Here is an 18,446-nt window from a genome sequence, read left to right on the forward strand (position 1 = left end):
CAGGGCTACCCGCCCAGCGCATGGCGCAGCAGCAGGGCCGACAGCACGAACATGGTGACGCCGATCAAGCCATCGAGCACTTGCCAGGCCCGGGGCCGCGCAAACCACGGCGCCAGCCAGCGCGCGCCGCATCCGAGCGCGGCAAACCACAGCAGGCTGGCCGCGCTGGCACCGGCGATGAAGCTGCCGCGCAGCGCACCGGGCTGCTGGGCGCCAATACTTCCCACCAGCAATACCGTATCCAGATAGACATGGGGGTTGAGCAAGGTAAACGCGGCCGCCTGGGCCAGCACGGCGCCCGCGCCCAGGGCATGCCCGCCCGCGGCGGCGCGCAGCTGCTGCGGCCGGCGCGCGCGCCGCAGCGCTTGCCAACCGTAGACGGCCAGGAAAGCGGCGCCGCCCAGCGCCAGCACGGCGGCCAGGACGGGGCGCTGCCCCAGCGCGCTGGCCATGCCCAGCACGCCGGCGGCAATCAGCACGGCGTCCGCCAGCGCGCAAAACAGCACGATCTTGCCCACATGTTCGCGCCGCAATCCTTGCCGCAAGACAAAAGCATTCTGCGAGCCGATGGCAACGATGAGTCCCAGGCCCAGGGTCATACCCTGGAGAAAGACAGAAAAGGCGTGTGGGGTGGTGGCGGAGAGTGTCATGCGGCGATCTTGCCAGCCCCATGAAATGAAGGCAAACTACCTTTTCTGTTGCCAGTTAAGGAAAACTTCATCCATGCTCGACTATTCATCGCTCAGCGCGCTGGCCGCCGTGATCCGGGAAGGCAGCTTCGAGCGTGCCGCGCGCGCCTTGCACGTCACGCCATCGGCCGTGTCGCAGCGCATCCGCCTGCTGGAAGAGCGCGTCGGCTGCGCGCTGGTGATACGCGACCAGCCCTGCCGCGCCACGCAGACGGGCCGGCGACTGTGCCGGCATGTGGACCAGGTGCAACTGCTCGAACAGGATTTGCAGGCGACCTTGCCAGCGCTGGCGGCGCAGGGCATGGCGCGCGCCACCTTGCCCGTCGCCGTGAATGCCGACAGCCTGGCCACCTGGCTGGCGCCCGCCATCGCCGCCTTCGCCGCGGAACATCCGGTGCTGATGGAAGTGGCCGTCGATGACCAGGACCACACGGCCGACTGGCTGCGCAGCGGCGCCGTGCTGGCCGCCGTCAGCGCCACGGCCCGGCCCGCGTCGGGCTGCAACAGCCGCCCGCTGGGCGCCATGCGCTACCTGGCGGCGGCCAGCCCCGCCTTCCTGCAGCGGCATTTTGCCCACGGAGTCGGTGCCGCCAGCCTGGCGCTGGCGCCCAGCCTGGTGTTCAATGCCAAGGATGAATTGCAGGCGCGCTGGGTGCGGCGCCTGTGCCACCGGCATGTGGAACTGCCGCGCCATGCCCTGCCCTCGCCGCATGCCTTCGTCACGGCCGCCCTGGCGGGCATGGGCTGGGGCCTGCATCCGCAGGCGCTGATCCAGCCGCATCTTGACAATGGCAGCCTGGTCGAACTGCTGCCCGCTACGCCCCTGGACGTGCCCTTGCACTGGCATACGGCGCGCGCCGCCTCCGGCCTGCTCGACGGCTTGAGCGCAGCCATCCTGGCCGCCGCCCGAACGGGCCTGCTGCCGCCCTGACGGGACGCGTCAGGGCTGGTCGCTGCCGAGCGCCACGCGCCAGCGCCGCAGCTCGACATTCAAACGCAGCTGCTGATGTTTCACCAGGTAGCGCACGCCGACGAGGGCCGCCGCCAGGCCCGACAGGGCGCCTATGCCCAGTGCCCAGCGCGGGCCGAAGGTATCGGCCACCCAGCCCACGATGGGCGCGCCCAGCGGCGTGCCGCCGGCCGAAATGGCCAGCACGATGGCCATGACTCGGCCCCGCATGGCGGGCGCCGTCGACAATTGCACGCTGCTGTTGACGCTGGTGGTAAACGTTTGCGCGGCGATGCCGATGAGTACCAGCGTGACGCCGAACAGCCAGTAATTGGGCATCACGGCGGCCAGCGCGCAGCCGAAGCCGAACAGCGCGGCCGCGCCCAGCAGCAGGGCCAGCGTGGGCCGGCCCCGCCCCGCCGCCAGCAGGGCGCCGGCCACGGAGCCGCAGGCCATGATGGAGCTGAGCACGCCATACTGGCCGGCGCCCGCATGGAAGGCCGTCACCGACATGGTCGACAGGAAAATCGGGAAGTTCAGGCCGAAGGTGCCGATCAGGAACAGCATCAGCAGGATGGCCATCAGGTCGGGCCGCTGGCGCACGTAGCGGTAACCCTCGCCCAGGCTGGCGCGCGTGGCCTTGACGCGCGGCGCGCGGCGCAGCAGTTCCACGCGCAGCAGCAACAGCGAACCGATCACGGCGGCAAACGAGACGGCGTTGATGATGAAGACCCAGCCGCTGCCGACGCTGCTGATCAGGAGTCCCGCAACAGCCGGGCCCAGCATGCGCGCCGCATTGAAGGAGGTGGAGTTGAGCGCCACGGCGTTCGTCAGATCTTCCTCCTCGACAATCTCGGAGACGAAAGTCTGGCGCACGGGCGCATCGAAGGCCGTCACGCAGCCCAGCAGGAAGGCAAACACATACACATGCCACAGCGCTACCCATCCGCTGATGCACAGCAAGCCCAGGCCCAGCGCCAGCAAGCCCATGGCCGCCTGCGTGCACAGCAGCAGTTTCCGGCGGTCGAGCAGGTCGGCCGCCATGCCCGTCAGCGGCAGCAACAGCAGTTGCGGGCCGAATTGCAAGGCCATGACGATGCCGACGGCGCTGGCCTTGTGCTGCGTCAATTCGCTCAGCACCAGCCAATCCTGCGCCGTGCGCTGCATCCACGTGCCGACATTCGACACGAGGGCGCCGCCGGCCCAGATACGGTAATTGGGATTGCGTAGCGAACGGAATGTGTTGTTCATCTGGGCGTGCGGGCTCCTTGCCGGGTAGTCAATGGGTTGGTCGGCGCATCACTGCGCCAGGCGTTGCAATAGCGCCACAGCCTTGTCCAGCTCGCCGACTTCGGCCGGCGTGTAGCGGGTTTCAATGGTGCGCGCCAGCCAGTCTTCGCGCGCGGCGCGGCTGGCCGCGATCCAGGCGCGGCAGCTGTCCGTCAGGCTCAATATCGTCTGCCGGCCATCGAGCGGGTCGGGCGCGCCCGTCACCATCTGCGCGTCCGTCAAGGCTTGCACGGTGGCGGCCATGGACTGGGGCCGCATGCCTTCGGCGCGCGCCAGGCAGCTGGCGGTGGCCGGACCGTCGCGCTCGAGGCGGCTCAGCACGGAGGCCTGCGACATGCTGACGTCGCCCAGGTGCGCTTCCTCGCGCAGGCGGCGGCGCAGCCTGCCGATGAGAATGCGCAATTCGCCGGCCAGCTGCAATACGTGTTCGTGGTCTTCTTGCGGGGTGGTCATGGTCGCCGTGTGGTGGATCAACAGCCCCTACTATAACAGATAGACAGGTAGACTGCACAGTTTGCCTGTATATCTTGCCAGGATAGCCAGATGCCGGGCGCAAAAAAAGCCGGGGCGGGAGATGCACTCCCTGCCCCGGCTTGCCGGCCCATCCCGCGATGCCGGTGCGTCAGTTGATGTAATTGAACAGCGACAGGCCCGAGATCGAGGTGAACGATTTTTGCGCCGCCTGCAGGGTCACTTGCTGCTGGCTGAAGGTGGAAATGGCTTTCACCATGTCCAGGTCCTGCAGGTCCGACAGGGTGGTGGCGTACTGGATGTCGAGGTCGTCGCCGGCGCTGTCGAGATAATCGAGCTCCTTCATGCGGGCGCCCACTTCCGCGCGCACGGACAGCACATTGTCGTAGGCCGTGTCGAGAATATTGTGCGCGGCGTTCAGGCCGTTCGTCAGGCGCGCCTGGCCCGCGTCGCCGCTGCCCGGCTGGCGCAGCACGCCGATCAGGTTTTTCACGGTGGTAAACAGCGATTCCTTGGCGCTCGGTTCCAGCGTAAAGCTGTCCTGGTCGGCCGGCTTGCCCGTGATGTTTACCTGCTGGCCGTCGAAAGTGATGGCGTCGCCCGCCTTGTAGGGGACGGGCACGGCGGGATTGGGCACCGTCTGGCCCAGGGTGGCGTCCGTGACGATATAGGTGGTGACGGCGTCGGTGCCCGTGCCCGTGACCTTGAAATCGATCGAATACTTGTGCCCCGTCAATGCCGACGGGTCCGTCACGGTGCCGCCCGAAATGATGCCCGAGCCGCCGCGCGTGAAATTGGCGGTGGCCGCCGCCGTGGTGAACTTGCCATTGCCCGTCAGGTTGTTTTCAAACACGGTGGCGCCGGAATCGCTGGTGGCCAGGTAGCGCGCCGACCCCACCTGCAGCTCGCGCTGGCCCTGGTCGCCCACGTAGCTGGCGCCCGTCGGCGTCTGGCTGAACGGCTGGGTCGTGGCCTTATAGCCGGAAAACAGGTAGCCGCCCGCGCCGTCGGCCGTGTTGGCGATGCCCAGCAGGTCGGTCAGCCGGCCTTCCAGCTCCTTGGCCAGGGTATCGCGGTCGACATCCTTGAGGGCCGGATTGCCGGCCTTGAGAACCAGGTCCTTCACGTCGGCGATCAGCGAGGTGGTGCTGGCCAGCGCCAGCTCTTCCTGCGACAGGAAATTCTTCGCGTTCGAGCGGTTCGTCACGAACTGGGTGTTGATCGATTGCGATTGCGTCACTTCCAGCGCGCGCGCGGAGGCGATCGGATCGTCGGCCGGCGTCAGGTTGCGGCGGTTCGACGACAGCTGCATCTGCGTGCGGTTCAAGGCGCCCTGCAGATTGTTCAGCTGCGAACTGCCCTGGTCGTAAATCATTCGTGTGCTGATGCGCATGATGCTGCCCTTCCAGAAAACCGCCGCGCTGCGCTGCGGCAAAAAATTGATTAACGTCCCAGGCCGATCACCACGTCGAACAGAGTGCTGGCGATCTGCATGACCTTGCCGCACGCCTGGTAGGACTGCTGATAGCGCAGCAGGTTGGCCGCCTCTTCGTCGAGGTTGACGCCGGAGACGGCCTGCTGCTGGGTGCTGACCTGCTGCAGCAAGGCCAGGCTGGCCAGGCCGCTGACCTGTACTTCGCGCGTCTTGTTGCCCACGAAGCTGACGGTTTGCGCATACGAACCCTGGAACGTGGCATTGCCGCCATCGAGGATGTTCTTCGTCTGCAAGCCGGCCAGCAGCGCCGCGTTGCGGTTGTCGCCCACGCCGCCCGTATTCGGACTGATGGTAAAGGTATCGCCCTGCGCCGGCGTGCCTGTCATGCTGACATTGATGCCGCCAAAGCTGAAGCTGTCGCCCTCTTTGTAGGGAATGTTCGCCGTGCCGGCCGGATAGGTCGTGGTGGCGCCGTTCAAGCCCTTGACCGTCACCGCCTGGCCCGCCGGGAAACCCGTCAGCGAGGTGGTCGCCTTGTCATATGTCAAGGTCAGGGGACCCGTCAGGGCATTGCCCGGCGTCAAGTAAGCCTTGTCGACGGAGCCGGCGCTGAGCTTGCCCGAGCCCGTATTGGCCACCGGCGCCGACGTGGCGATCGGCGCCGCGGCGGCGATCTTGTTGCGGTCGGTAATCAGCACGGCCATGCCGGCCGCGCCATTCGCCGTCGGCCTGATGACGTAGTTGTCGCCCTGGGCGGCCGTGCCCGAGATCGAGAAATCGACGCCGTCGATGGTTTGCGGCCCCGTTTGCGGATACGGATTGATGATGGTGTGCGTGCCGTCGGACTCGCGCGTCACCACATAATTGCTGCCGTCGTACTTCAGGCTGTAATCGCTGGCCGTCAGCTTGGTCGGGTCGCTGACCTTGGCCGACAGCACGGTGGTGCTGCTGGCGTTGTTGCCGCGGTCGGCGCCGATCACGGGATCGGGCACCTTGAAGAAGTCGCCGCCCATGGCGCCATTCAAGTCCTGGCCCAGCTTGTGCTGGTCGTTGAAGGTGGTCGCCAGCGCGATGGCCACCTTGCCCAGCGAATTCTGCACATTGTCCAGGGTGCCGCTGCGAAATTCCAGCAAGCCGCCCAGCGAGCCGCCGCTCAGGGAGCTGTCGGGCAGCGCGGTGACGGTACTGCCCGTGACATAGCCCACCTCGATGCGGTTCGGGTCCGTCCGCGAAGGCGTGGCCGCCAGCTCGAAGCTGCGGTCCGCCACCACCAAGGGCTGGCCGGCGCCGATGGAAATGGTGACGGTATTGTTGGCGGCCGGCTGCACCGTCGCCTTGACATATTTGTTCAATTCCGTGATCAGCTGGTCGCGCTGGTCCAGCAGATCGTTGGGCTGGTTGCTGGCGTCGACCGACAACTGGGAAATCGACTTGTTCAGCTCGGCGAGCTGCTTGGCGTAGGTATTGATGACCGTCACATTCGACGTGATCTGCGAATTGACGCCGTCGCCGATCTCCGTCAGGCGCGCGCTCAGCCCCTGGAAACGCGAAGCGAGCGAGCCGGCGCTCGACAGCAGCGCCTGGCGCGAGGCCACCGACGAGGGATTGGCGCTGAAATCCTGCACGCCCTTGAAGAAATCCTGCATGGCGGGCGACAGGCCCGCCGTGGGATCGGCCAGCAGGTTGTCGATCTGGCTGATCTGCGTGTAATAGGTGTCGAGGGCGCTGGTGGCGCTTTGCGCGGCATTGACCTGGGTGGCCATGAAGCTGTCGTACTGGCGCTTGATCTGCGACACTTCCGTGCCCGTGCCGATGAAGCCATAGCCCGCATAGTTGGACTGCGAAGTCTGCTGCAGCACCACCTGGCGGTTGTAGCCGGCCACGTTGGCATTGGTGATGTTATGCCCGGTCGTCGACAGGCCCACCTGCGCTGCAAGCAAACCGCTCTTACCGATGCTGAGTAGATTCGAAGTCATGGTGTCTTATTGGTTACCGTCAAATGTATTTACGGCAGCCGCGGCGAAAACTTGAAGCGCCCGGCCGGCACAAGGGGATGGCGGAGGCTTAGCCGACCAGCGAATTTTTTATGATTTTTGTCAATTTGGCAGCGTAATTCGGGTCTGTCGCATAACCGGCCTTTTGCAAGCCCTGGGCAAAGGTACTGGCGTCGCCCGCGCTGGCCAGCACTTTTTCATAGCGTTTGTTGTTGGTAATCAACTGCGCATAGTCCTTGAAACTGTCCGCATAGCTGTCGTAGGCGCGGAATTTCTCCACCTTGCGCTGCGCCTTGCCATTCACGTATTCGGTGGTGACGGCCTCCGTCACCTTGCCCTTCCAGTCGCCAGAGGCCTTGATGCCGAACAGATTGTGGCTGCTGCTGCCGTCGCGGCCGATGATTTCGCGCTTGCCCCAGCCCGTTTCCAGCGCCGCCTGGCCCAGCATGAACTTGGCCGGGATGCCCGTGGCGCGGCTGGCCTCTTCCGCATGCACGCCCAGCTTTTCCTGGAAGGCGCGCACGTGCGGCGCCTGCGTGGCGTTGGCCTTGTCGCTCAGGGTCTTGCCGGCGGCGGCGCTGCCTGCGCCCTCGGTCAGCGCGCCCTGCTGCTGGCGGAACGCGGCCAGCGCCTGCGCCATGCTCGACGAGCGGGGCGACGGCGCCTCGGCGCCATCGGCGGCCAGCGCCTGGTTCGAGGACGACAATTGACGGATCAGCACGTCCGCCAGGCCCGTGCCCCGCTTGGCCAGGTTCTGGCTCGTCTGCTGGTCCAGCATCGAGGTGTACATCTTGCTCTGCTGGCTATCCATGATGCCGTCCTGCGGCGAGGCTTCACGCATGCTTTTCATCATCATATTGATGAACATGGCTTCAAATTGCGTGGCCGCCTCTTTCAGCGCGGCGGGGTCCTTCGCCTTGGCGGACTGGCGCAAGCCATCCATGCCCTTGACGTCGTAGGCGGCGGTATTGCTCAGGTCGGTTTGACTGATCATGGCGTGTCCATCAAATGATTTCGAGTTCGGCGCGCAGCGAACCGGCCGCTTTCATCGCCTGCAGGATGGCCAGCAAGTCTTGCGGCGAGGCGCCGATGGCGTTGAGGGCTTTCACCACGTCCGACAGCGAAGCGCCGCCCTTGACCAGCATGACCTTGCCCGGTTCCTTCTTGATATCGATCTGCGCCGTCTGCGTGACCACCGTGCGTCCGCCCGACAGGGGCGCCGGCTGGCTCACCTGCGGCTCGACATTGATGGTGACGGACAGGTTGCCGTGCGAAATGGCGCACGTTTCCAGGGTCACGGACTGGTTCATCACGACGGAGCCGGTGCGCGCGTTCATGATGACCTTGGCCGCCAGGCGGGCCGGGTTGACTTCGATGCTTTCCAGCTGGCCCAGGAAGGACACGCGCTGGTCGCTGCCGCCCGGCGACTGCACCTGGATCACGCGCCCGTCGAGCGCGGCGGCCGTGCCGGCGCCGTAGCGGCTGTTGATGGCGTCGACGACGCGGCTGGCGGTGGCGAAATCGGTGGCGTTCAGTTCCAGGCGTATCGTGTTGTTGGCGCCCAGCACAGAAGGCACCGTGCGCTCGACGGTGGCGCCGCCCGAGATGCGGCCCACGCTCAGGTGATTGACGACGACGGAGCTGCCGGCCGCCTGCGCGCCCACGCCGCCCACCAGCACGTTGCCCTGCGCCATGCCGTACACCTGGCCGTCGGCGCCCTTCAGCGGCGTCATCAATAAAGTGCCGCCGCGCAAGCTTTTCGCATTGCCCATCGACGACACCGTCACGTCAAGCAGCTGGCCCGGCTGGGCAAACGGCGGCAGCGACGTCGTCACCATCACGGCGGCCACGTTCTTCAGTTGCAAACTGGTGCCTTGCGGCAAGTTAATGCCCTGCTGCTGCAGCATCGCCGCCACGCTCTGGATGGTGAACGGCGTTTGCGTGGTCTGGTCGCCGCTGCCGTCGAGGCCGACGACCAGGCCATAGCCCATCAGCTGATTCTGGCGCACGCCGGCGATGCTGGCCAGGTCCTTGAGGCGTTCGGCCTGCGCCGCGGGCGCCAGCAAGGCGCACGCCAGGCCGAGAATGGCCAGGAAACGGGGAAAAGTCACGGTCGCCATGATCAGAACGGCAACAGGCTGAGGAAGAAGCGCGACGCCATCGAGGCCATTTCGGCGCGGTCGATCTGGCTGTTGGTGCGGTATTCCACGCGCGCGTCGGCCACCTGGGTCGACGGCACGACGTTGCCGATGCCGATGGTGTCGGGATTGACCATGCCCGAGAAGCGGATGAATTCCGTGCCCTTGTTCATGGCGATCTGTTTCTCACCAGCAACGATTAAATTGCCATTTGGCAATACCTCGATCACCGTCACGCCGATCGTGCCGGAAAACGTGTTGCTGGCGGACTGGTTGTCGCCGTCCGCAAACTTGGTCGCGCCGTTCGCCGAGACCGTGCCGCCGAAACGGCCCTGGGCGATGCCGGGCGTGCTGAAGCCCACGCTGCCCGATTTATTGCCGGAACTGGCGCCCGCCTTGACGGCGTTCGTGCGCTCGGTGATGGCGATCGTCATGGTGTCGCCCACGTGGCGCGCGCGGCGGTCTTCGAAGGCGGGACGGTAGGTCGACGGCTGGTAGATGGAGCCGTTGCTGACGACCACGGGTTCGGGCATCGGCGCGCGCGTGGTGGTCGGGTACTGCACGATCGAGGTGGGCGTGATGGCGCAGCCGGACAGCAGGACTGCGGACAACAGGGCGATGATGGGGTATTGCATGACAAACCTCCGCTGCCATCCGGCGGCGGATGGCATGACAGCTATGAAAATTAAAGTTGCGACAATTTCTGCAGCATTTGGTCGGACGTGGTGATGGCCTTGCTGTTGATCTCGTAGGCGCGCTGCGTCTGGATCATGTTGACCATTTCCTCGGCCACGTTGACGTTCGACGTCTCGATATAGCCCTGCATCAGCACGCCGGCGCCGTTGGTGCCAGGAGTGTTGGTCTGCGCCACGCCGGAGGCGCCCGTTTCCATGTACAGGTTTTCGCCCTTCGATTCCAGACCGGCCGGATTGACGAAGGTGGTCAGCTGCAGCGAGCCGATTTGCGATGGCGCCACGGTATTGGGCAAGGTGACGGAGACGGTGCCGTCGCGCGCCACGGTCAGGCTCAGCGCGTTGGTCGGCACGGTGATGGCGGGCTGGATGACAAAACCTTCGGAAGTGACGAGCTGGCCGTTGGCGTCCGTCTGGAAGGAGCCGTCGCGCGTGTAGGCGGTGGCGCCGTCCGGCAGCAGCACCTGGAAAAAGCCCGTGCCGTTGACCATCACGTCGCGCGAATTGCCGGACGCCTGGGGATTGCCCTGGGTATGGATGCGCTCGGTGGCCACGGTGCGTACGCCCGTGCCGATCTGCAAGCCGGAAGGCAGCTGGGTCTGCTGGGACGATTGCGCGCCCGGCTGGCGCACATTTTGATACAGCAAGTCTTCAAACACGGCGCGCGACTTCTTGAAGCCGGTGGTGCTGACGTTGGCCAGGTTATTGGCGATCACGTCCATCTGCGTCTGCTGCGCTTCCAGGCCGGTCTTGGCTATCCAAAGGGAACGAATCATGTTTTTTCTCCAATAACGGCGCTGTAGACTATTTCTATGTGACCATTATGCGGTGGTCCCCATCAATTCAAAGCGAGGATCTGGGTGGCTTTCGCCGCGTTATTCTCGGCATTCTTCAGCAAACTCATTTGCGTTTCGAACTGGCGCGCCAGGGCGATCATGCTGACCATGGAGTCGACGGGGCTGACATTGCTGCCTTCCAGGGCCCCGGTGGTCAGCTTCACGGCCGGGTCGGCCTGCGCCACGGTGCCATCCTTCAGGCGGAACAGGCCGTCGTCGCCGCGCACCAGCTGCTGCTCGGGCGGATTGACCAGCTTGATGCGTCCGAGCACCGTGGACGGTCCCGGCGGCACGTCCGTGGAAATCGTGCCCACCGTGCCGTCGCCGGCGATGGCCACCGTCACGCCCGGCGGAATGGCCATGGGTCCCGTGTCGCCCTGCACCATCAGCCCGGCCTGCGTCTGCAGCATGCCGTTTTCATTGAGCTTCAGGGCGCCGTTGCGCGTGTAGGCTTCGGAGCCGTCGGCCGACTGCACGGCGATCCAGCCCGCGTTCTCCACGGCCACGTCCAGCGCCCGGCCCGTGTGCTGCATGGGGCCTTGCGTAAAATCGGAACCGACCGTCGAATCGACGACGAAGGCGCGCGTCGGCATCATGCCGTCGGCCACTACAGGCACGGCGCGGAACGAGTCGAGCTGGGCACGGAAACCCGTGCTGGTGGCGTTCGCCAGGTTATTGGCCGTAGTCGCCTGCTTGTCCAGGATGTGCTTGGCGCCCGAGCCGGCGGTGTAGATGAGACGGTCCATTTTTTATTTCTCCCAAACCAACAATAAAATCGGGGGCATGCGCCCCCGGTCAACTTATTAGCGGAGGTTGACTAAGGTTTGTAACACCGAATCCTGCGTCTTGATGGTCTGCGCATTCGCCTGGTAGGCGCGCTGCGCCGTGATCATGTTGACCAGTTCGGCCGTCAGGTCCACGTTCGACACTTCCACGGCCGAGGCACGCAAGTCGCCCAGGCCGCCCGAGCTCGGCTCGCCCGTCATCGGACTGCCCGAGGTCGAGCTTTCCGCCCAGGCATTGTTGCCCAGCGGCTCAAGGCCGTTCGGATTGGAAAACTTGGTCAGCACCACCTGGCCCAGGTCGCGCGTCTTGCCATTGTTGTACTGGCCCTGGATCACGCCATCGGAACCCACGACGAAACGGTCCAGCTGGCCGGCCGCATAGCCATCGGCCACGGTGCGCTTTTCGCTGGTGGACGAACTGAGCTGGGTCGAATTGGTAAAGTCGACCTTGATCGCCAGGTTGGCGTTCGCGCCCGTGGCGGGGAAGACGGGCAGGTTGACCGTCACCGGCAGGGTTTGCGGCGGCGTCAGGGCCAGCATGGCGGCCTTGTCCAGGGTGCCGACGCTGTTGAACACCAGCGACGCCGACTTCACGGCGGGCACTTCCGTCACCGCGGAGATCCTGCTGTCGATCTGGTCCGGCGTGAGGCTGGAATTGACGCCGTCGGGCACGGCGCTGCCATAGGTGGCGCTGATGGCGGCCAGCTGGGCCGGGCTGGCGCCGGCCGCGGCGGCGGCGGTGCGTATGGCGACACCGGCCGCATTGCCATAGGCAACGGCGGCGGCCGTGATATTGGCGGGCACCAGCGGCACGGCCGTGACGGCGGCCTGATAGGCGGCGCGCGCGGCCAGCGAGGCGGCATCGGTTTGCGCCGCGGCTACTACTTTCGCGCTGGTGATTTCCTTGCCGTCAGTGGCCGTGTAGACATCCCAGGTATTGGTGCCCGTCTTGACGTAGAAATTGGACATGGTGTGGGAGTTGCCCAGCGAATCGTAGACGGGCACGGGGAACTGCTTGGTCCACGACTTTTGCTCGCCCACGGTGAACGGCACCACGGTCGGCATGGCCGAATTGGAATCGAGGTTGACCTGGGTATCGACCTTGGTGGTCGCCTGCGGCGCCATGTCGGACGGGTCGATCTGCAGCGGCACGGTGGCGCCGGCCAGGATCTTGCCGTTCGCATCGGCCGGATAGCCGGTCAGCTGGGCTTTCTGGGCATTGACGATGAAACCGTTCTTGTCGACCTGGAACTGGCCGTTGCGCGAATACTGGATGGCGCCGTTCACGCTGGTGCGGAAGAAACCGCCGCCGTTGATGGCGATGTCGAGCGGATTGGACGAACTTTCCAGGTTACCCTGGTTGAACAGCTGTGCCACTTGCGACACGGACACGCCGATACCGGGCTGGTTGCCGCCCACGCCATACAGCGAGTTGGCGTAGATGTCGGCAAACTGCGCCTGCGACTGCTTGAAACCCACGGTGGCCGAGTTGGCGATATTGTTACCGATGACGTCCAGCGATTTGGCGGCGCCGTTCAAGCCGCTCAGGCCTTGTTGAAAAGACATTCTGCTCTCCTGTTAGGAATTATTGACTATCCAGTTTGACAATATTGCTTACAAAATCTGTTTCACATCGGCCATGGTGATGCTGCCCACGCCCGGCACGTTCAGCTTCACGCCCCCGGTTCCCGTCGACACGCTGGCGACCGAACCGAACATCAGCGCCGTGGCATCCGTGAGCTTGGCGCCGCCCCGCTTGGCTTCCACCGAGAAGGTGTAGGCGCCGTCAGGCAGCACGATGTTCTTGCCATCCTTGTCGAGGTCGGCGGTGGAGCCGTTCCAGCCCAGCGGCAAGGTACCCGCGCCCTGCGGGCCCAGGTCGATCGAGTGGACTTCCTTGCCCGTACTGTTGTAGATGACGACCTTGACGCTGTCGGCCGGCGTCGCCAGGTCCACGCCCAGCAGGGCCGCGCTCTTGCTCAGGTTAATGCTCTTGCCGGCTGTCAACACGCCGTGGCCGATGATATTCGCCGCCTGCATGGATTCGGCCTGCTGGTAGCTGGTCTTGAGCGTTTCCAGCGTGGTATTGAGCTTGTTGACGCCTGTCACCGTGGAAAGCTGGGCCAGCTGGCTGGTCAGCTGTGCATTGTCCAGCGGGTTCATCGGGTCCTGGTTTTGCAGCTGGGTCACCAGCAGGGTCAGGAATTTGTTCGTCTCCTCCTCGACGCTGCCCTTCGCGGCCGTCGTCTTCTTCGGATTCATCGTCGCCATCAGGTCGGTGGTGACGGTTTTGCTCGTATCGATGGTTGCCATAATGGTCAATCAGCCTTATTGGCCGATGGTGAGGGTTTTCAGGAGCAGCGACTTGGCCGCGTTCATGGTTTCCACGTTGGTCTGGTACGAGCGCGAGGCCGACAGCATGTTGACCATTTCGTCCACCGTATTCACGTTGGGCATGGTGACGTAGCCCTTCTCGTCGGCCAGCGGGTTCTTCGGGTCGTACACCAGCTTCATCGGCGACGGGTCCTCGATCACTTTCTGCACCTTGACGGCCGTGGCGCCGTTGGCCATGGGCACGGCTTCAAACACCACCTGCTTGGCGCGGTAGGCTTCGCCGCTGGCGCTGGTGGCGCTGTCCGCATTGGCCAGGTTGCTGGCCACCGTGTTCAGGCGCTGCGCCTGCGCGCTCATGGCCGAACCGGACACATTGAAGATATTAAAAAGCGACATGATTATTGTCCTCCCTGGATGGCCGTCAGCATGCCCTTGATCTGCGAGTTGAGGAAGGTCACGGCCGCCTCGTAGCGGATGGCGTTGTCGGCAAACGCGTTGCGTTCGAGGTCCATGTCCACCGTATTGCCATCGACGGCGCCCTGGGCCGGCGCGCGGTACAGCAGCGGCGTGCCGTCGGCCAGGGTCTCGACCTTGCCACCCGTGCTGCCACCCACGGCGGCGGCGACGCCCTTGCCCGGCATATGCTGCGGCGCCGTGCCCTTCAGGGCGGGCGGCACGCCGTCCTTGCGCGCCATCGCCCCCTTCAGGGCGGCGGCGAAATCGACATCGCGCGCCTTGTAGTTGGGCGTGTCCGCATTGGCGATGTTCGAGGCGAGCAATTCCTGGCGCGTCGAGCGCAGGCTCAGCGCCGTCTCGTTGAAGCGCATGTAATCGTCGAGTTTCCCTATCATGTCAGGCTCCGGAAAGATCTGCCACTGGCGCCCGAGATGGCGGAAGGATGGCGGTATAGTGATGACAGGAAACATAGTACGGCCGGCGCCGGCAAGGCCATCGCCGGATCAGACCATACTTTTCCCCCTTAATCGGCGCTTCAAACGGGGCGGCGCGCACTATCATGGCAGTATTCCAGAGGCCTATCACCATGAAGACACCGCTTGCTTTCCTCCTCGCCCTTGCCGCCCTGACGCCTCTGGCGCAGGCGCAAAACGCTGGCCGGCAGACGCCGGAAGCCTTGCGCAACAGCGTGGAACAATTTCTGCAAGTACAAAGCAATGGCTTGCCCGGCAAGGTGACGATCACCGTCGGCGCCGTCGATCCGCGCCTGAACCTGGCCGCCTGCCCCGCGCCGCAGGCGTTCATGGCGCCCGGCGCCCGCGCCTGGGGCAAGACCACCGTGGGCGTGCGCTGCACGGCCCCGGCCAGCTGGACCATCTATCTGCAGGCGAATGTCGCCGTCGTCGGCGACTACGTGGCCAGCGCCGTGCCGCTGGCGCAGGGACAAGCCATCGACGCCAGCCAGCTGGTGACCATGCAGGGCGACCTGGCGGCATTGCCAGCAGGCATCGCCACCGACATGGCCCAAGTGGTGGGCGCCAGCACGAATATTTCCTTGCCACCGGGCACGCCGATGCGCCTCGACACCCTGCGCCGCAAGCCGGTGGTCATGCAGGGCCAGCTGGTCAGGGTCGTTTCCAGCGGTAATGGTTTCCAAGTGGCATCAGAAGGACGCGCCATCGGCAGCGCCGGCGACGGGCAGACGGTGCAGGTACGCACGCAGAGCGGCCAGCAGATCAGCGGCGTGGCGCGCCCTGGAGGCATGGTCGAAGTAGCATTCTGAACACGGATGGACAGCGATATTGTGGTCTGGCGCACTAAAGTTCCTGGATATGATGCCGATAAGAAGTCATATCCCGGAGTTTTTTGACTTCGACCAGACGAGGATCACGCTGTGAAAATTACCGACAACACCATTAAAAGCAATCCCGGCCTGCCGGTAGCGCCCGCGAATACCTCGAGCGCCCGCAATGCCGAGAAAGCGCAAGCAACGCCGACGACGTCGGACAATGTACGCCTGTCGCCGCAAGGACAGGCATTAGCGGCCAGTGCAACTGCCGGCAGCGGCGCCGTGTTCGACACGAAAAAAGTCGAACGCATCAAACTGGCGATCGCCGACGGCCAGTTCCAGGTCAACTCTGAAAAAGTGGCGGACGGGCTCCTCGACACGGTCAAGGACTTGCTGCACTCACGAAATAGATAGGTTTCCTCATGCAATCAGTGACTCCGTTTTCCAGCCTGCGCGACGAGCAACAGCTCATGACCACATTGCTGGCATTGATGAAAGAAGAACAGCGGCATCTGGTTGCCGCTGACATCGATGCGATCACGGAGCTCACGGCGCGCAAGACGGCACTGGTGGGACAATTGAACAAGCTGGCGGCGCAACGCCACCAGGCGCTGGCGGCGGCGGGCTACACGGCCGCCGAAGCGGGCATGGAAGACTGGCTGGTCGGCGCCGATGAAGCCGAGGCGGCGCCCCTGTGGAAAGCCCTGCTCGACACCACGCGCGAGGCCAAGGAACAGAACCGGCTCAACAGCCTGCTGGTCAACAAGCACATGCTGCACACGCAGGGCGCCCTGAACGCCATGCGCCCCACTGCCCAGAGCGGCAATTTCTACGGCCCCAGCGGCCAACCGACGACGAACACGGCCAGCCGGCGCGTCGTCATCGGCTGATTTTCTTCTTTACCTAACAGCAACATCCCCTGCCGTCGAGTGGCGCCCTGCGCCGCTCAGCCGTGCGCGGCACGCCCCGCATGCTGGCGGAACTTCGCCGCGATCGCCTGCCCCTTCGCCGTGGCGGCCGCCAGCTGCCCGGGCGTCAGCTCAGCCTGCAGCCAGTGCCAGTATTCATCCTGATACGGATTGGTGACGCCGGGCGCGAGGATGTCGTCGTACACCATGCGCAGGGCCAGCAGGTAGCCGTAGGCTTGCGCCGCGTCCTTCTGCACCACCTCGCCATCGCGCAGGTAGGCCATCATCAGGGTAGCCACGCTGGTGAGTTCCGCTTCGTCCGCCTGCGCCGTCAGCTGGGCGATGGCCTGCCGCTTCCATGCCTGCACCAGCGGGTCGTCGGGACGGTTGCGCAGCGCGCTGCGGTCGCCGAACGGGCCTTCCGACAGGAACAGGGTGGCCGCGCCCGGCACGCCCGCCTGCGCGGCGGTGGCCAGGTAGCCGAGGCGGTCCTCGCGCTGGCGCTGCGTCAGGCCCGCGCACAGCTGCCGCTGGGCGGCCTTTTCTTCGGCCGTCATTTCGCGTCCCAGCTCGAATTCCAGTCCCGGCAGCCGACCTTCTTTCTCAAAAGAAATACAATCATCGAGCAGCTTGTAAGCCGCATACGCGTCTTCCGCCCTGCCGCTGGCGCCCAGGCGCGCAAGCTGCTGCGCCAGGGTCACGGGAACAGGCGCGGCATCGGCGGCCGGGCTGGCGTCGATATGCAGGTACGATTCCAGGCTGCGTCCCGCCGGCGCGCCGGCGGCCGCGGTGGCAGATTCCGGCGCGCCGCCTTCAGGCGCGGGCCAGTACGCGAGCGCCAGCACTGCCGCGATGGCAGCGGCGATGGCGATGCTGGTCAATTTGACGTTCATGGTGAGGATGCGCGTGGTTGGGAAGCGCACGTTACCACAGGCGCGCGGCGGCGGCCCGCACGCCTTCGCACGCTCAGCCGCCGGCCTTTTTCGCCGGGTGGCCCAGCCTGGCCAGCGCGGCCACGATGGCGTCCACATGGTCGCCCTGCACCTCGATCACGCCATCCTTGACGGTGCCGCCCGAGCCGCACTGCGTGCGCAGCTGCTTGCCCAGCAGGGCCAGGGCGATGGCGTCCAGCGCCAGGCCCTTGACCACGGTGACGCTCTTGCCGCCGCGGCCCTTGGTCTGGCGCGACACGCGCACCACGCCGTCGCCCGCGGGCGCCGCCTTGGCCTGCGCCTTGCACGCGCACTGCGCCAGCGGCTGGCGGCAGGCGGGGCACATGCGGCCCGTTTCGGTGGAATACACTAAGCCGCCCTGGGAACTGCTTTTCATGATGGAGAAAGAAGAGAATGGAAAGGCCGCGATTGTACCAAGCGGCGGCCCGCAGCTGACGGGCGTCAGTTGGCCGGCGCGGCGGCCGGCGGCGGCGTCGGCACTTCCGTCACCGTCTCGGGAATGCCGGACAGGATCGTCACGGCGACCCGGCGGTTGCGCGCGCGCCCTTCCGGCGTGGCGTTGGGCGCCACGGGGATGTTGTCGGCGTGGCCGACGGCCGTCAGGCGCGTGGCCTGTACGCCGCTGGCGATGAACAGGCGCACCACGGCGCTGGCGCGCGCGGCCGACAACTCCCAGTTCGAGGCGAAATTCGAATTGCTGATCGGCTGGACGTCCGTATGCCCTTCCACCTGCACGTCGTGCGTGTCGTCCTTGAGCAGCACGGCGACGGCGCGCAGGGCCTGGTCCGATTCCGGCGTCAGGCCGGCCGCGCCCGGGTCGAACAGCACGCTGGCATTGATTTCCACGCTCACGCCGCGGCTCGTCTGCGTCACGCGCACCTTGCCCTCCTTGACCAGCGGCGCCAGCGTGGATGTGAGGTCCTGCGCCAGGCGCGTCATGTGTTCGCGCTCGCGGCGGATGGCTTCCGTGCGCCGCTTGAGGGCGGGGTTCGGCAGCGCAATGGCTTGCGGCGCCTCCATGATGATGGGCGGCGCGCCCTTTTCCAGGCTGAAGGCCTGGCCGATGGCGTTCTGGAAGACGCGGTATTTACCCTCGTTGACTTGCGAAATCGCATACATGACGACGAAAAAGGCGAACAGCAGGGTGATGAAGTCGGCGTACGAGATCAGCCAGCGGTCCTGGTTGTCCGGTTCCTCGTCATACTTCCTGCGCGCGCGCCGCATCATG

21 protein-coding genes are annotated in these 18,446 nt (G+C 65.3%); 4 read left to right on the forward strand and 17 right to left on the reverse strand.

Annotated features, from left to right (window positions below; all coding sequences use genetic code 11):
- Positions 1-5 precede the first annotated feature (5 nt).
- Positions 6-650 (reverse strand): LysE/ArgO family amino acid transporter, encoded by a 645-nt coding sequence (locus AC07VI_RS01690; RefSeq protein WP_099374299.1) that lies wholly within the window; start codon positions 648-650, stop codon positions 6-8.
- 73 nt (positions 651-723) lie between these two features.
- On the opposite strand from AC07VI_RS01690, the gene AC07VI_RS01695 reads away from it, so the two are divergent.
- Entirely contained in the window at positions 724-1,620 is an 897-nt protein-coding gene (locus tag AC07VI_RS01695; RefSeq protein ID WP_086148184.1) for a LysR family transcriptional regulator ArgP, read from the forward strand.
- Positions 1,621-1,629: 9 nt separating this feature from the next.
- Here AC07VI_RS01695 and AC07VI_RS01700 read toward each other — a convergent pair whose 3' ends face one another.
- From AC07VI_RS01700 to flgB, 13 genes are all read right to left on the reverse strand, one after another.
- Positions 1,630-2,889, reverse strand: a complete 1,260-nt coding sequence (locus tag AC07VI_RS01700; protein ID WP_086148185.1) for an MFS transporter — start codon at positions 2,887-2,889, stop codon at positions 1,630-1,632.
- Between the two features lie 48 nt (positions 2,890-2,937).
- Positions 2,938-3,381, reverse strand: coding sequence for a MarR family winged helix-turn-helix transcriptional regulator (locus AC07VI_RS01705; protein ID WP_099374297.1), 444 nt, complete (start codon positions 3,379-3,381; stop codon positions 2,938-2,940).
- 169 nt (positions 3,382-3,550) lie between these two features.
- The gene (gene flgL, locus AC07VI_RS01710) at positions 3,551-4,792 is read right to left on the reverse strand and encodes a flagellar hook-associated protein FlgL (protein ID WP_172404893.1); all 1,242 of its coding nucleotides are present in this window, start codon (positions 4,790-4,792) and stop codon (positions 3,551-3,553) included.
- Positions 4,793-4,842: 50 nt separating this feature from the next.
- Entirely contained in the window at positions 4,843-6,810 is a 1,968-nt protein-coding gene (gene flgK, locus AC07VI_RS01715) for a flagellar hook-associated protein FlgK (RefSeq protein ID WP_086148187.1), read from the reverse strand.
- Between the two features lie 88 nt (positions 6,811-6,898).
- On the reverse strand, positions 6,899-7,822 hold the full coding sequence (gene flgJ, locus AC07VI_RS01720; protein ID WP_086148188.1) for a flagellar assembly peptidoglycan hydrolase FlgJ: 924 nt from the start codon (positions 7,820-7,822) through the stop codon (positions 6,899-6,901).
- 10 nt (positions 7,823-7,832) lie between these two features.
- On the reverse strand, positions 7,833-8,948 hold the full coding sequence (locus tag AC07VI_RS01725; RefSeq protein WP_086148189.1) for a flagellar basal body P-ring protein FlgI: 1,116 nt from the start codon (positions 8,946-8,948) through the stop codon (positions 7,833-7,835).
- Positions 8,949-8,950: 2 nt separating this feature from the next.
- Complete coding sequence (locus tag AC07VI_RS01730) at positions 8,951-9,601, reverse strand: flagellar basal body L-ring protein FlgH (RefSeq protein WP_086148190.1); 651 nt, start codon at positions 9,599-9,601, stop codon at positions 8,951-8,953.
- 50 nt (positions 9,602-9,651) lie between these two features.
- Positions 9,652-10,434: a flagellar basal-body rod protein FlgG gene (gene flgG, locus AC07VI_RS01735; protein ID WP_076568129.1), complete on the reverse strand. Its 783-nt coding sequence runs from the start codon at positions 10,432-10,434 to the stop codon at positions 9,652-9,654.
- 62 nt (positions 10,435-10,496) lie between these two features.
- Positions 10,497-11,240 carry a flagellar basal body rod protein FlgF gene (locus AC07VI_RS01740; RefSeq protein WP_086148191.1) on the reverse strand — a complete coding sequence of 248 codons (744 nt, stop codon included), beginning with the start codon at positions 11,238-11,240 and terminating at the stop codon, positions 10,497-10,499.
- Positions 11,241-11,297: 57 nt separating this feature from the next.
- Positions 11,298-12,845 carry a flagellar hook protein FlgE gene (locus AC07VI_RS01745; protein WP_086140899.1) on the reverse strand — a complete coding sequence of 516 codons (1,548 nt, stop codon included), beginning with the start codon at positions 12,843-12,845 and terminating at the stop codon, positions 11,298-11,300.
- A 48-nt stretch (positions 12,846-12,893) separates the two neighbouring features.
- Positions 12,894-13,592, reverse strand: coding sequence for a flagellar hook assembly protein FlgD (locus tag AC07VI_RS01750; protein ID WP_086148192.1), 699 nt, complete (start codon positions 13,590-13,592; stop codon positions 12,894-12,896).
- A 15-nt stretch (positions 13,593-13,607) separates the two neighbouring features.
- Entirely contained in the window at positions 13,608-14,009 is a 402-nt protein-coding gene (flgC, locus tag AC07VI_RS01755; protein ID WP_071322379.1) for a flagellar basal body rod protein FlgC, read from the reverse strand.
- A 2-nt stretch (positions 14,010-14,011) separates the two neighbouring features.
- Positions 14,012-14,464, reverse strand: a complete 453-nt coding sequence (gene flgB, locus AC07VI_RS01760; RefSeq protein WP_086148193.1) for a flagellar basal body rod protein FlgB — start codon at positions 14,462-14,464, stop codon at positions 14,012-14,014.
- Positions 14,465-14,655: 191 nt separating this feature from the next.
- Here flgB and flgA point away from each other — a divergent pair, with 191 nt between their 5' ends.
- The 3 genes from flgA to AC07VI_RS01775 all read left to right on the forward strand — a co-directional run bounded on the left by flgA (position 14,656) and on the right by AC07VI_RS01775 (position 16,247).
- On the forward strand, positions 14,656-15,351 hold the full coding sequence (gene flgA, locus AC07VI_RS01765) for a flagellar basal body P-ring formation chaperone FlgA (protein ID WP_086148194.1): 696 nt from the start codon (positions 14,656-14,658) through the stop codon (positions 15,349-15,351).
- 111 nt (positions 15,352-15,462) lie between these two features.
- Positions 15,463-15,771, forward strand: a complete 309-nt coding sequence (gene flgM, locus AC07VI_RS01770) for a flagellar biosynthesis anti-sigma factor FlgM (RefSeq protein ID WP_086148195.1) — start codon at positions 15,463-15,465, stop codon at positions 15,769-15,771.
- Positions 15,772-15,779: 8 nt separating this feature from the next.
- Positions 15,780-16,247, forward strand: coding sequence for a flagella synthesis protein FlgN (locus tag AC07VI_RS01775; protein WP_086148196.1), 468 nt, complete (start codon positions 15,780-15,782; stop codon positions 16,245-16,247).
- A 56-nt stretch (positions 16,248-16,303) separates the two neighbouring features.
- Here AC07VI_RS01775 and AC07VI_RS01780 read toward each other — a convergent pair whose 3' ends face one another.
- The 3 genes from AC07VI_RS01780 to motD form a co-directional block, all read right to left on the reverse strand.
- A complete protein-coding gene (locus AC07VI_RS01780) occupies positions 16,304-17,158 on the reverse strand; it encodes a hypothetical protein (protein ID WP_139842646.1) in 855 nt (284 codons plus the stop codon).
- A gap of 73 nt (positions 17,159-17,231) precedes the next feature.
- The gene (locus AC07VI_RS01785) at positions 17,232-17,594 is read right to left on the reverse strand and encodes a translation initiation factor Sui1 (protein ID WP_086148198.1); all 363 of its coding nucleotides are present in this window, start codon (positions 17,592-17,594) and stop codon (positions 17,232-17,234) included.
- 65 nt (positions 17,595-17,659) lie between these two features.
- Complete coding sequence (motD, locus tag AC07VI_RS01790) at positions 17,660-18,442, reverse strand: flagellar motor protein MotD (protein ID WP_086148202.1); 783 nt, start codon at positions 18,440-18,442, stop codon at positions 17,660-17,662.
- Positions 18,443-18,446 lie beyond the last annotated feature (4 nt).

Source organism: Janthinobacterium sp. GW821-FHT03A03 (assembly GCF_059421435.1).